Origin of the sequence: Halodurantibacterium daqingense (assembly GCF_042666235.1) — a bacterium.
GTDB classification, from domain to species: domain Bacteria; phylum Pseudomonadota; class Alphaproteobacteria; order Rhodobacterales; family Rhodobacteraceae; genus Halodurantibacterium; species Halodurantibacterium daqingensis.
Window position 1 is genome coordinate 60,304 of the sequence record NZ_JBHTFQ010000005.1, and the last position, 13,212, is coordinate 73,515.

Annotated in this window: 13 protein-coding genes and 2 pseudogenes; 8 read left to right on the top strand and 7 right to left on the bottom strand. The window is 63.7% G+C overall.

Features of this window, described 5'->3' with window-relative positions:
* Positions 1-5: 5 nt before the first annotated feature.
* A pseudogene (locus ACFQXB_RS10115) lies at positions 6-364 on the top strand (transposase); the annotation flags it as partial.
* Positions 365-388: 24 nt separating this feature from the next.
* Positions 389-433 (top strand): hypothetical protein, encoded by a 45-nt coding sequence (locus ACFQXB_RS10120; protein ID WP_377403632.1) that lies wholly within the window; start codon positions 389-391, stop codon positions 431-433.
* 256 nt (positions 434-689) lie between these two features.
* Here the strand turns inward: ACFQXB_RS10120 and ACFQXB_RS10125 are convergent, their stop codons facing one another.
* Positions 690-1,721 carry an IS110 family transposase gene (locus ACFQXB_RS10125; RefSeq protein WP_377402998.1) on the bottom strand — a complete coding sequence of 344 codons (1,032 nt, stop codon included), beginning with the start codon at positions 1,719-1,721 and terminating at the stop codon, positions 690-692.
* A 76-nt stretch (positions 1,722-1,797) separates the two neighbouring features.
* Here ACFQXB_RS10125 and ACFQXB_RS10130 point away from each other — a divergent pair.
* Positions 1,798-2,010, top strand: a pseudogene (locus tag ACFQXB_RS10130) (integrase core domain-containing protein); the annotation flags it as partial.
* 567 nt (positions 2,011-2,577) lie between these two features.
* Here ACFQXB_RS10130 and ACFQXB_RS10135 read toward each other — a convergent pair.
* The 6 genes from ACFQXB_RS10135 to ACFQXB_RS10160 all read right to left on the bottom strand — a co-directional run bounded on the left by ACFQXB_RS10135 (position 2,578) and on the right by ACFQXB_RS10160 (position 7,443).
* On the bottom strand, positions 2,578-3,255 hold the full coding sequence (locus tag ACFQXB_RS10135) for a TetR/AcrR family transcriptional regulator (RefSeq protein ID WP_377403000.1): 678 nt from the start codon (positions 3,253-3,255) through the stop codon (positions 2,578-2,580).
* A 76-nt stretch (positions 3,256-3,331) separates the two neighbouring features.
* Entirely contained in the window at positions 3,332-4,057 is a 726-nt protein-coding gene (locus ACFQXB_RS10140; protein WP_377403002.1) for a haloacid dehalogenase type II, read from the bottom strand.
* Complete coding sequence (locus ACFQXB_RS10145) at positions 4,054-4,584, bottom strand: hypothetical protein (protein WP_377403004.1); 531 nt, start codon at positions 4,582-4,584, stop codon at positions 4,054-4,056. Before ACFQXB_RS10145 ends, ACFQXB_RS10140 begins: the two co-directional genes overlap by 4 nt.
* A complete protein-coding gene (locus ACFQXB_RS10150) occupies positions 4,577-5,887 on the bottom strand; it encodes a TRAP transporter large permease (protein ID WP_377403006.1) in 1,311 nt (436 codons plus the stop codon). The genes ACFQXB_RS10145 and ACFQXB_RS10150 overlap by 8 nt, the downstream gene beginning before the upstream one ends.
* Before the next feature lie 14 nt (positions 5,888-5,901).
* The gene (locus ACFQXB_RS10155) at positions 5,902-6,414 is read right to left on the bottom strand and encodes a TRAP transporter small permease subunit (protein ID WP_377403008.1); all 513 of its coding nucleotides are present in this window, start codon (positions 6,412-6,414) and stop codon (positions 5,902-5,904) included.
* A gap of 48 nt (positions 6,415-6,462) precedes the next feature.
* The gene (locus ACFQXB_RS10160) at positions 6,463-7,443 is read right to left on the bottom strand and encodes a TRAP transporter substrate-binding protein (protein WP_377403010.1); all 981 of its coding nucleotides are present in this window, start codon (positions 7,441-7,443) and stop codon (positions 6,463-6,465) included.
* A gap of 360 nt (positions 7,444-7,803) precedes the next feature.
* Here ACFQXB_RS10160 and ACFQXB_RS10165 point away from each other — a divergent pair, with 360 nt between their 5' ends.
* The 5 genes from ACFQXB_RS10165 (at position 7,804) to ACFQXB_RS10185 (ending at position 13,004) form a co-directional block, all read left to right on the top strand.
* Complete coding sequence (locus tag ACFQXB_RS10165; RefSeq protein ID WP_377403012.1) at positions 7,804-8,466, top strand: isochorismatase family protein; 663 nt, start codon at positions 7,804-7,806, stop codon at positions 8,464-8,466.
* A 49-nt stretch (positions 8,467-8,515) separates the two neighbouring features.
* Positions 8,516-9,754 (top strand): metal-dependent hydrolase family protein, encoded by a 1,239-nt coding sequence (locus ACFQXB_RS10170; protein ID WP_377403014.1) that lies wholly within the window; start codon positions 8,516-8,518, stop codon positions 9,752-9,754.
* A 230-nt stretch (positions 9,755-9,984) separates the two neighbouring features.
* Positions 9,985-11,106, top strand: coding sequence for a C4-dicarboxylate TRAP transporter substrate-binding protein (locus ACFQXB_RS10175; protein ID WP_377403016.1), 1,122 nt, complete (start codon positions 9,985-9,987; stop codon positions 11,104-11,106).
* A 58-nt stretch (positions 11,107-11,164) separates the two neighbouring features.
* Positions 11,165-11,662, top strand: a complete 498-nt coding sequence (locus tag ACFQXB_RS10180; protein WP_377403018.1) for a TRAP transporter small permease subunit — start codon at positions 11,165-11,167, stop codon at positions 11,660-11,662.
* A gap of 34 nt (positions 11,663-11,696) precedes the next feature.
* On the top strand, positions 11,697-13,004 hold the full coding sequence (locus ACFQXB_RS10185) for a TRAP transporter large permease (protein ID WP_377403020.1): 1,308 nt from the start codon (positions 11,697-11,699) through the stop codon (positions 13,002-13,004).
* Positions 13,005-13,212: the final 208 nt, after the last annotated feature.

Genomic DNA, 13,212 nt, shown 5'->3' on the forward strand with positions numbered 1-13,212 from the left:
ACGAGGTGCGGAAAAGCCGTTTTACCGAGGCGCAGATTATCGGGATGATCAAGGAACAGGAGGCCGGTTTGCCGACCTCCGGGCTGTGCCGGAAGCACGGGTTGAGCCCCGCGACCTTCTACAAGCTCAAGGCCAAGTATGGCGGGATGAACCTGTCCGACGCCAAGCGGCTGAAGCAGCTCGAAGAGGAGAATGCGAAGCTCAAGCGGCTGCTGGCGGATGTCATGCTCGATAACGTCGTGCTGAAGGATCTGCTGGGAAAGCCTTGACGACGCCGATGCAACGGCGGGACGCAGTGCTGCGGGCGATGAAGGATCATCCGATCTCTCAACGCCGGGCCTGCGTCCTGATCGGTGTCGACCCGGGCAAGCCGCAGCAGAATGGCTACATCGAGTCATTCAATGGCAGCCTGCGCGACGAACTGCTTCTGTAATCGGGGCGTGTTCGTCAAGTGCGATCGGTTCCAGTTCCGTCATGGGGTCATGCTTCTGTCCGCGGTCGGCCCGTTTTTTGGGTGCGCCGCATGTTGGCGGTCGAAGGTGAGGCGGACCATGCTAAACGGCGGGCTTGCGTGATTGCGCGCAGGAAGCAGCACCAGGCACTCGTGCGGCCTTCGCCTCATCCCCGTCCCTGACGGGACCCTTGTCCGAAGCACCCGGTGAACTGGCGCCATGGGCTTCGGGATCAGATCATGCAGCGGCTCCCCAGTGGAACGGGGCGTCGTCGCGCCACATACGGTGCATCACGACGGCGAGCTTGCGGGCCACCGCGATCTTCGCCTTCTTCAGGCTGCTCCGCTTGGCGATTCTCAAGCCCCAAGCTCGGATCGATGTCCATTGGCGAGAGCGGGTGAGCATCACATGGGCCGCGGTGAAGAGCGCCGAGCGCGTGAAGGCATCGCCGGATCGGCTGATGCGGCCTCTTACGTCGGTCTCGCCGGACTGGTATTGTCGCGGTGTAAGACCAAGATGCGCGCCGACATCGCTCGAGCGTCGGAAACGCGCGGGGTCATCGATCGTCGCCTTGAATGCCAGCGCCGTGACCGGGCCGACGCCAGGAATGGTCATGAACCGGCGGCAGAGTTCGTCATTGGCGGTAAGACGCAACAGTGCCCGGTGGAGTTCAGCAAGTTGCGCCTGCATCTCGGCGCGCCCGCGAAGCAACGCCGACATGCAGAGTTCGAGGTTCGGATAGCCCTCGACGAGCTCACGCACCCGGGTCTCGAAGTCCCGGGCGGTGACGCGCCCCACCTTCAGGCCGAACGGACGCAAGAGACCGCGGATCTCGTTCTCGTGGTCGCGCAGTTTGTTGACGAAGAACTCACGCGACATAAGCAGCGTGCGCATCTCCTGGCTCTCCGTCGACTTGACGTGGACAGCCTTGAACCAGCCCGAGCGGATGAGCTGTGCCAGAGATCGCGCGTCGTTGCGGTCGTTCTTGTTGCGGTTCATGGCCACCATTGCAGCCTTGGCATGCCTCGCCTCGATACAGACGGCGGGGAGACCGGCGGTCGTGAGCCCATTGTAGAGCCACTGCGACAAGGGGCCGGCCTCAAAGCCAACTCGTTCGAAGATACCATCGATGCCGGCCAGAACCTCCCCGATGTCGGCAGGGTCTGAAACGGCCTTCGCCTCAAGGATCATTCGGCCGTCGGCATCGACGACGCAGATGCTGGTCAACTCGAGCGAGACATCGAGTCCAGCATACAAAGCTCTGGTCATGGTCATTCTCCCGGTCATGCAAATACCGGCAAGAAGTCTACCGGTGATCCCGGGGACCGAGCCCCGATTACGCCATCTGAATGAGGAGATCTTCGACAGCCTCGCCGAGGCCCGGCGCAAGCTCGCCAACTGGCGATACGACTACAACAACGTCAGGCCGCATTCCTCGCTGGGCAACAAGACGCCAGCAGAAGCGCGCCGGGCGCTTGAGCGATCTGAGGGCTCCGCGCCCGGCGCGCTTGCCCAGCCCGAAACCGGCCACTATCAACCCCAAGGACTCTCGTTATGAACGAGGGACGACCGGGAGGCAGGTCACAGGGTCTCTCCGCAAGCAACAGGTTTTCGGCGTGCAGCCCGCGGCTCGGGACTTCGTCGGTCGGACATGTTCAACGACCTGGCGCCGACGGGCCCCTCATGCTCGCCGGCCGCAGCTGAAGGAAGATCGACTTGGCAAGGCAGCCCGGAACCATACCTGAAGCCCGCGGCACAGCGTCACCGGCACCATGCCAATGATGCTCGTCTGTTCGCCAGGCACATCATGGGGCCATCGCAGCGGTAACCGGCGCGCGCAGGATGGTGACCGCAGTGCGTGCGATGATCCCCGGGGAAGTGCAGCCGCCCTTCCGGCAGAAGGTGAATGGCGGGTGCCATGACGGCAACCGCTTTCCGACGGCGGTGCAAGTGGCGGCACGGCGGATGAGGCTGGCAGAGAGGCGTGCTCTGCCAGCTTGCGCTCTCCTCTTCGCCCGGGCCTGCAGGGCGATCAGGCCGACACAGGGGCCTGCGATCGCGCATGAGTGGGGCGCGATGGCTGGCGGTGCCGCTCAGGCCGGACCGCAGGGCGACTGTGACGGAATCATGCGGAAGGCACGTCTTCCGCACGTCCTGCTCCGGGCAGATGGATCACACGTTGTTCACGCACGATGTCCTTCCAGAGGGTAAGAAGCTTCAGGTCCACCGCCGGATCGTTGTCAAAGCTTTTGTGAACCGCGATCCCACGCAGCAGGCACAGGTTGAGCTGCAGAAACAGGTGGTTCTTGTCGTCTTCCGTCGCCACGCCCAGAATCCTTGCCGCGATTGTGTCGCGGATCCCGCTCCAGCGCAGCTGCACCTCGCGCAGACGCTGGCCAAGATCGCTGTCCATCCGCGCGGCCAGCATCAACTCCATCGCCGCCATGTAATGTTCGGTGGAGAACAAGCGTTCCCAAAGCGCATCGATCAGCTCCTCGATGCTCAGCCGCGGCAGCGCGGGCTCCGCCGTGAACGGCCAGTTCCTTTCCCAGCTGTTCACCAGATACTCGAAGGCCGCCACAAGAAGATCGTTGCGCATCGGAAAGTGGTGGGTCAGTGCTCCACGCGACACCTTGGCCCGGTCTGCGATCAACTTGGTCGAAATCCTTTCATAGCCAACTTCAGTCAGAGCCTGAAGCGTGGCAATGCAGGCTTTCTCGCGCATTTCCGCGGAACGCTCTGCCTGGGTTCGGCGGCGCCGCGCTGTAACCTGCGGGGCGGGTGATGGCTTCTGCAGGGTCATGTCGCTCCTTTTCGTTCGATGCGGGTCCATTCTACGCGTTTTCGGCCCGCGCAGCGACAAGCGGATGAACCGGAGATTAAAGCCCGCGCCTCTCGGCCTGATGGGCGGCGGCCATGTCGGCCATGCTGTTGAAGCGGAAATCGTAGCGCGGGGTTTCGCCGGGATGCATCGTCGCGCCAAAGCCTTCGTCCGAATGCCGGCGATAGATCCAGGCCGAGGCCAGCCCATGCCGGTTGGCGGGTTTGTGGTCGTGGAACATGCTTTCCGCCGTGTGCAGGATATCCGCCTTCTCCACCCCCAGCGACCGCAGGTTGCGAAGCATGTATTCGAAATTGCCGTCGTGCGGCTTGTAGCTTCCGATATCCTCGGCCGTATAGACAGCGTCGAAGGCCACCCCGAGACGTTCGTTCGAGGCTGCAAAGCTGCGGTTATCGACATTTGACAGCACCACCAGCTTGTAGTGCTGCTTCAGATAGGCCAGCGCCTCGGCGCTGTCGGGAAAGGCGGGCCAGTTGCCCACGCTTTCGCCATAGCGCCGGCAGTCATCCCAGGTCACGCTCGGGCCCCATTCCTCGGCAATGCGCCGATAGACGGTGGCAAGCAGCTCGGAATATTTCCGCCCCGGTGTCTGTGCCTGCTGCGCGCTTTCCTGGCGCGCATGGGTTTCCAGAACCGCGTTGCGCGACACCTCCTGCGGCAGCCGGTCGGTCAGCGGCCTGAGGCCCGCCACCATACCGCTTTCCCAGTCGATCAGGGTGCCATAGACATCGAACGTCAGGGCCTTGAAGTCGCCAAGTTTCATCGGGTGTCCTTTCGGTCAGGAAGCGGGTGGCCCGCAGGTTCAAGGCGGTGCGCCAGCAGTGCCGGAACAAGCGCCCAGGTCATGTGCCCCAGATCATCCGCATCCGCCTGCCGGTAGGATCCTTCGGCGTCCAGCACGCTGACCGCGCCGATGACCCGGTCCTGCCAGACGACGGGCGCGGAAAGACAGGCGCCGCAGCCAAGGCTCTCGATCAGGGCGTGGTCAAAGAAGGCGGCGCGGATTTCCTGGCGGGTGGGGCCGCACCATGATCTGCGTTCGCGCAGAACCGTGTCGCCCCATTGTGTCGGGCCCATGCGCTTGGTCGCGGGGACGGGGTATTTCTCGGGCTGGTTCGACCAGATGCGGGTGCAAAGGTCATCCCCGGCATCCCAGGCAAAGACCGTCAGCAGCTTCAGCCCGAAACGCGACGCACAAACGGCCGCGAAGGCTGAAATTGCCGCATTGGGTTGGTCCGCCGCCGCATGCGCGGCGGAGAATGTGGTCGAAGACAGGGTCAGATCAGCCATAAAGATATCCGGGCAGCCAGAGGGCGATTTCGGGGAAGACCGCAAGCAGGACAATGCCGATCAGCATCAGGCAGAAGAACGGGAAGGCATAGACCGCAATGCGGCCCACCGGTTCTCTTGTCATACCTTGCAGCACGAACAGGTTGAAGCCTACGGGCGGCGTCACCTGTCCCAGCTCGACCGTGACGATCAGAAAGATTCCGAACCAGACCGGATCGATGCCAGCGGCGACAACCAGCGGCAGCGTGATCGGCAGGCTCATCACGATGATCGACACGCCGTCCAGAAACAGCCCAAGCAGGATGTAGAACGCCGTCAGCGTCAGGATCAGCATGGCGGGCGACAGGTCCAGCGCCCCGATGGCGCGTGCCACATCCGCCGGGATATGCAGATACCCCATGGCCGTGGACAGGAACGCCGCCGCGATCAGCAGCGAACAGATCATCGCGCTGAGTTGCACCGCCCCCAGCAGCGTCTCCATCAGCAGCCGGATCGAAAGCTGGCGGAGGACTCCGGCGATAACGAGCGCGCCGAAGACACCCACCGCCGCCGCCTCGGACGGGGTGGCCACACCGGTATAGATTGCCCCGAGGACAATTCCCATCAACGAAAAGATCGGCATGAGGTCAACCAGCGCATGGGCGTAGTCCCGCAGGCGGTAGCGCTCCCCGCCGTGGGGGGCGACCGAGGGGTCCAGAAGCGCGCGCAGGATGATATAGGCGGAAAACAGGGCCGCGATCATCAATCCTGGCATGACACCGGCTGCAAACAGGCGGCTGATCGAGACTTCCGCCAGAATGCCGTAAACGATCATGATGATCGAGGGCGGGATCAACAGCCCGAAACTGCCCGCACCGGCCAGTGACCCCAGCGACAGCGACCGGCTGTAGCCGCGGCTTGCAAGCTCGGTCGTGGTGATCTTGCCCACGGTGGCCGTGGTCGCGGCACTTGATCCGCTGACCGCGGCGAAGAGGGTGCAGCCCATGACATTGGTATGCAGAAGCCGCCCCGGCACATGAGCCACGAAGGGCGCCAGGCCCCTGAAGATGCGGTCGGAAATATCGGTGCGGAAGATGATCTCTCCCATCCAGATGAACATCGGGATGGCGGCCAGCTCCCATGCCGAGGAATAGCGATAGATGATGCCGGTGGCGATCGTGGCCACGCGCGACAGGTCCATCCCCGCCAGCAGCACAAGGCCGATACCGCTGACGGCGATCAGGCCGACAAAGATCCAGACCCCCAGGCCAAGCATCAGGAAGATCATCGCCAGAAGCGCGCCGGCGGAAAGAAGGGCGTCCAAATGCGTGCTCCCGGTCAATGGGCGGCCGGGGGTGCGCAGCGCGCCTCCCCCAGGCTGTTGCGGATCAGATGCGCGAGAAGCTGCAGCCACAAAAGACCAAGCCCCGTCATGACGATCGCCTCGGGTATCCACATCGGGACCTGGGCGATGGAATTGGAAACCGAGCCGCGCGACCATGCCCGCGCCACCCGCAGCCAGAAGAAGTGGATCAGCACCGCCACCGTCAGCATTCCGACAAGCGCGTAAAGCCCCTCCAGCCACCGCCGCGCATCCGGCGACAGGCGTTCGATCAGCAGGCCGACGCGGATGATCTGCCCCTGCCCCAGGGCATGGGCAAGCGCCAGGAAGGTCGCCGAGGCGACGCCATAGCCCACGAATTCATCCATCACGAAGGTCGAGGTGTGAAAGACGCTGCGCAGGACGATTTCCCACAGGATAAGCCCGACCATCCCGACAAGAACCGCACCCGCCAGACAGGCACCCACCCGCGCGAGGAAATCTGCAAACGACAGAAAGAACCGCATCATGTCCCCTTCCCCTGATCGGGTGCCCGGATTACGCCGGGCACCATCAGATCAGTCCGCGATGGCTGCGCGATAGGCGGACAGCAGCGCCTGCGCGTCGGGGCCGACCCGCTCGGCCCAGTCCGACACCACCGGTTCGGCCGCGGCCTGCAGGCTTGCGATCAGCGCCGGATCCACCTCGGTCGTGACGGTCACACCGTTCTGGGCAAGGGTCGCGTAGTTCTCGCTGACGCGGCTGGACAGCAAATCCCACCCGAAGGTTTCGGTCTGGCGGGCGGCCTCCAGCAGGGCGGCGCGGTCTTCCTCGGACAGCGCCTCGAAGGCGTCGCGGTTCATGTGGGTCACCTGGAGCGGCAGGGCATAGTTCACCTCGGTGAAGTCCGACAGGTATTCCCAGAACTGCGCCGAGGCCCCGCCATCGGCCGAGGTCAGAACCGCGTCGATGCCGTTCGTGGTCAGCTGCGGGACGATATCGGCCCAGGACAGCTGAACCGGACCCGCGCCCGCATTCACGAGCGTCGTGGTGCCGGGCGTGTCGAACGACCGGATCTTCAGGCCCTGCAGCGCCTCGACGGTATCGATGGGCTTTCTGCCCCAGAATCCCGAGGCCGGCCAGGGCGTCGCATAAAGAAAGACTTGGTTATCCGCCTCCATCGCCGCCGCGTAATAGGGGCGCGTCGCCTCATAGAGTTCGCGGGTATCTTCGAGGTCGGTCGCAAGGAACGGCAGCGAGGACACGAGGAAAATCGGGTTGATCCCCGACCAGGCCCCCGAGAACGAGGTTGCGATCTGAACCGCGCCATCGCCCACGGCGTCATAATGATCGACGGATTTGTAGCCAAGCGCCCCGCCATGATGTGCCGTCACCACGATGGCGCCCTCTGACACGTCCGTCAGCGCGCGGATGAAGTGATCTGCCGTCTGCGCATGGATGGAGTTCGGCGGGTATTCGTTCGCCATGTCCATGGCCGTCTGGGCAGAGGCCGTGCCGGCAATCGCCACCAGCAAGATCCCGGGTATCAGTCTGTTCATCCGTCTTCCTCTCTGCTGTACCTGATGTGGACAAGGCGTGTTGAAGTCCCACCGCCCCTGATGGGCGCCAGCTTGCACGGGGTGGTTTCGCGCTGTGGCCGGTTGCCCTTAAGCACCTCCAAATTTACAAACATGTCAACCGGCTTTTTATTGAGGCGTGAAAATCGTTCGTCGTCGGCGCCCCGGATTCCCATCTGCCCAACCGTTCGGCACCCAGCCCCTTCCCCCCCGCACGGGATTGCCGAAAAAGCCGTCGTGTCCTGTGCCGGCGCGGCGCGCCCGCGACAAACTAAAAAACCGTCTTGACTGTTTGTTTGGATCGCGCACTCTGTCGCTGACCGGTTCGAGGAGGACGTGCCAATGACCCACACGGATGATTACAAGCAGCGCAGCTATGGTGAGATCCCGGTGGGGACGGGCTTCAAGCCGGGAATCGTGGTGGTGGATTTCCAAAAGGGCTTTACCGAGGCGCAGTATCCCCTTGGCGGGGCGCCGCTGGTCATGCGGGCGTTGGAAAATACCGCACGGCTGCTCAAGGTCGCGCGCGCCATGGGCGTGCCGGTCGCGAACTGCAACACCGCCTACATGAACGAACGCGAAATGCCGTACTGGAAGATCACCGCCGTGCGGGAAACCTTCCGGCGCGATCATCCCAGCATCGACTTCGATCCCCGGATCTATGATCCCGATTATGACCTGACGGTGTGCAAGAAGGCACCCTCGATCTTCTTCGGCACCGATGTCGCGGATTTCTTCACCAAGGAACGGGTCGATACGGTGATCGTCACCGGCTGCAACACCAGCGGCTGCATCCGCGCGACCTCGATCGATTCCTTCAGCTATCGCTATCGCACCCTGGTTCCCGAGGATTGCGTGGGCGACATTGAGGAACAGCCCCACCGCGACAACCTGCGCGACCTTGGCCGGCGCTATGTGGATGTGGTCGATCTGCAATATGTGCTCGATTACCTCGACCGCTGGCACAAGGGCGCCGTCGCACCTGCCGCGGCCCACGCCAACTGACATCAAATCTGCCGCGGCCCGTCCAAGGCCCGGAACCCAGAGAGGCCAGATGACTGTAATTCTGCTGAAGCATGCCCGGATCGTTGACGGAACCACGACCGAACCAACCGAGCCGATGACCATCGTGATCGAAAACGGCATGATCCGCGACGTGGGCCCCGGCGTCACCGCCAATACGGACGAGGTTCTGGACCTTGCCGGCCTCACGGTGATGCCTGGGCTGATCGACTGCCACGTCCACGTCATCGCGACCACGGCCAACCTGGGCCTCAATGCCGCGCTGCCGTCCTCGCTGATCGCGGCGCGCAGCAGCGTCTTGATGCGCAACATGCTGATGCGCGGCTTCACCACCGTGCGCGATCTGGGCGGCGCGGATCGTGGCCTGCAGCTTGCGGTCGAGGAAGGGGCCTTCGCTGGTCCCCGGCTCGTCATCTGCGGCAAGGCGCTGTCGCAGACGGGCGGGCATACGGATTACCGGGGGCCCTATGACAGCCGGGATGCGAGCTGGTATGCGCAAAGCCTTGGCGCAATGGGGCGCATCTGTGACGGTATCCCCGAGGTTCAGCGTGCTGCGCGCGAGGAAATCAAGAACGGGGCCCAGTTCGTCAAGGCAATGGCCGATGGTGGCGTCTCCTCTCCCTCCGATCCGGTAGGCTACCTTGTCTTCTCGGTCGAGGAGCTCAAGGCCATGGTCGAGGTGGCGAGAAGCTTCGGCACCTATGCGACGGGGCACCTTTATACCGACGAGGCCATCGTGCGGGCGCTGGATTGCGGGTTCGAGTGCATCGAACACGGCAACCTCATTTCCGACGCCACCATCGCCCGCGTGGCGCGGGAAGGCATCCCGGTGGTGCCCACCAACATCACCTATGACATTCTGGCAAAATCTGGCGCCGAATTCGGCCTGCCGCCTGAATCGGTCGCCAAGATCGCCGATGTGCGCGAGGCGGGGCTGGAACGGCTGGAAAAGATGCACGAGGCGGGCGTGGTCATGGGCTATGGCTCGGACCTTCTCGGCGGGATGCAGACCGAACAATCGGGCGAATTCCCGCTTCGCGGCCGCTACATTCCGGCGGATGCGGTGATCCGCTCGGCCACGGCGGATGCGGCGAAAGTGCTGCGGATGGAGGGCCGGATCGGCACCATCGCCCCCGGCGCTTACGCCGATATCATCGCGGTCGATGGCAACCCGCTGAAGGATCTCGACCTGCTGACGCGTCAGGGGGCGCATATGCCCCTTATCATGAAGGGAGGGGCGGCAGTGAAAATGGCTGCGTCGCTCCGCTAGGGCCGCCGCGGGCCGGCCCCGCCGGTCGGCCCCGCAAGATCGGGCGGGCGCAAGCCCGTTCCGTGGCACTGCCCCCTTCGCAAGCGTCGCAGAAGAAGACCGAAGACCCGGCAAACCCGTTCCGGCAGGCAACCGCCCCCCGGGCAGACGCGGGACAGGACGACACCCGAAGAACCACCCAACCAGAATCAAAACCAGATCCGCCTGCGGATCATGACAGGGAGAAGATGATGAAACGACTTATGGCCTTCACCGCACTTGCCGGTATCCTTGCGGGCAGCGTCTCGGCGCAGACGAACTTCATCGCCAACAGCTTCTATGAAGGCGCCGTGCCGATGTCGGGCGAAGGATATATCCGCTGGGCCGAGCTTGTGCAGGATCTTTCCGACGGCGATCTCGTGCCCGAGGTCTTTACCGGCACCGTGCTGCTTGCTCCGCGGGCGGCCTTGCAGGGCATCCAGGACAATGTCGTGCAGGTTGCACACCACGCCGCGATCTATACGCCCTCGGACCTTCCGGTGGCGAATGCGGTGCAGGAACTCGGCTTTGCCTATTCCGATCCCACCACGGCGATCTTTGCCGTCACCGATTTCTCGATGAACAACCCCCTCCAGCTTGCCGAATGGGAGGCGAACGGCCTTGTCTATCTCGGCGCTTATGCGACACCTGCCTATGTGCTGATGTGTTCCAGCCCGGTGCGCACCCTGCAGGAAATCCGCGGCAAGCGCATCCGGACGGCCGGTTCGGCCGTCTCGGTCTGGGTCGAGGAGGCCGGCGGTATCCCCGTCAACGTCCCCTCAAGCGAGATGTATACGGGCCTTGAGCGCGGCAGCCTCGATTGCGCCACGAATGCGGCAAGCGACCTTGTGGACCGTTCGCTGCTCGAGGTGGCCAAGCACACGACGCTGCTGTCCACCGGCATGTACTGGTCGGGGCCGCAATGGGGCTACAACCCAGGGTTCTGGGCCGGGCTGACCTCGGAACAGCGCGAAGTGCTGATGGAGGCCTCGGCCCGCTCCATGGCGCGGATGGTCATCGCCTATACCGAAAAGGTCGAGGCCGGCCTTCAGGCGTCGCTTGATGCCGGCGGCAATGTCTATGAACCCGAAGCCGATCTTGCCGATCATGTCGCGGCCTTCCGCGAACGGACCTCGGCGGATGCCGCCGAAAAGGCCCGCACCGATTTCGGCATCGCCGAGCCCGAGGCGCTGATCGGCGACTTCCAGGCCACGATGCAGAAATGGCAGGATCTTCTGGCAAATGTCGATATCAGCGACGAAGATGCGCTGACCGAGCTTGCGATGCAGGAGATCTTCAGCAAGATCGACGCGGCAACCTACGGCGTGCAATGACACCCGGCGGGCCCAGAACGGACGGGCCCGCCGTTTCACCACCCTGTTGCGAGGCTTCATGATGCGGTTCCTTGATGGGATCATCCGCTGGCTGAACATCGGCACCGCGGCTGCCGCCGGGCTGGTGATGGTCCTGATGATGCTGCACATCACGCTTGATGTCGGCGTGCGCTATTTCTTCAACGGGCAGATCGTCGGCACGCTGGAATGGGTATCGTTCTACTACATGGTGGCGCTGGTTTTCCTTGGTCTCGGCCATGTGGAGATGAAGAACGAAAACATCCGCGTCGATCTTTTCGCGCAGATGATGCCGGCGCGCGTGCAGCTTGCGCTTTATATCCTGGCCTGTGTGCTTGGGCTTGCCTTTTTCGGGATGCTGTTCTGGCAATCGCTGTCCGATGCGCTTCGCGCCACCCGGCGCGGCGAAGAGGCGATGAGCAACTTCCGCTTCCTGATCTGGCCGGCCCGCTGGGCGCTGCCGATCGGCTTTGCCGGCGCGCTGCTTGCCATCCTGGCAAATCTGGGTCGCGCGATCCTGCGCAGGCAGGCCCTGTGATCGCCAGGCCGGAACCCTGTTCGGAGACGTCGATATGACCAACCTTGAAGTCGGTGTCGCCGGCATTGTCGTCGCACTGGTCCTGATCGCGATACGGATCCCCATCGGACTGGCGCTTGGCCTGGTGTCGATCGTTGGCATCGCGGTCATGTTCAACATGAACGTGGCCTGGGGCATGATCTCGGCCACGCCCTTCGACTATGTGGGACAGTGGGAGCTTTCGGCGGCGCCGATGTTCCTGCTGATGGGCTTCATCTGTTCCTCCACCGACATGACGCGGGGGCTGTTCCTGTCGCTGCGGCTTTACCTTGCGCGGCTGCCGGGGGGGCTTGCGATCACCTCGGTGGGTGCCTGTGCCTTCTTTGCCGCGGCCTCGGGATCCTCGGTGGCGACCGCCTCGGCCATGTCGCGCATGGCAGTGCCGGAAATGCTGGACAACGGCTATGACCGCGGGCTTGCGACGGGGACGATCGCGGCGTCGGGAACCTTGGGCTCGCTGATCCCCCCGTCCGTCCTGCTGATCCTTTACGGGGTCTATGCACAGGTATCGGTGGGGCAATTGTTCATGGCGGGGTTCATCCCGGGCATCCTGTCGGCGCTGATCTACATGGCGATGATCGTCATCCGCGTGAAGCTGAAGCCCGAGCTTGCCGGCAGCGTCCGGTTCGAGCCCACGGCCGAAGAACGCCGCGAGGCCTTCCGCGATGTCTGGCCCCTGCCCACGCTGATCCTGGTGGTGCTGGGGGGCATCTTCTCGGGGGCCTTTTCCCCAACCGAGGCGGGTGCCCTGGGCGCCTTTGCGGCGCTGGTGATCGCGGCCGTCCGGCGCAAGCTGACCCGCGCGGCCCTGTTCGAGGCGGTATCGCAGGCCGTGGTTTCCACCGCCTCCATCTTCATCATCCTGATCGGCTCGCTCTTCTTCACCCGCTTCCTTGCGCTCTCGGGGTTTCCCCGCGCCTTTGCCGACGCGATCCTGTCGGTCAGCACCGAAACCTGGTGGATTCTGCTGGCCGTCGCGATCATCTTCCTGATCTTGGGGATGCTGATCGACAGCATCGGGCTGCTGCTCCTGACGCTGCCGATCCTCGTGCCGCTGGTGAACGAGGCAGGTATCAACCCCATCTGGTTCGGGATCATCGTGATCAAGCTGCTGGAGATCGGCCTGATCACCCCGCCGATCGGCCTGAACGTCTACATGATCAACGGCGCGCTCAACAACAGGGTTACCCTGCCCGAGATCTTCCGCGGGATCACCTGGTTCCTTGCAATGGACCTTCTGACGCTGATCATCCTGATCGCCTTCCCGATCCTGACGCTCTGGCTTCCCTCGCTGGCCTACTGAGGCTCGGGCAGCCGCCGCCCATCCTGCTGTCCTTCTGCCACGGGCAGGCCCCCCGGCTGGGCCTGTCAGGGGTGGTTTCATCCATCGGAGCCTGCGGTGATGCAGCCGGGTGCCCTGCCCTACAAAGAGGCGGGCTGCGCAGACTTCGCGGCCCGGAGAGGCCGGTCGGAGACGCCGCATCCGCCATCGGCGGCGATCCCGCCGTTGA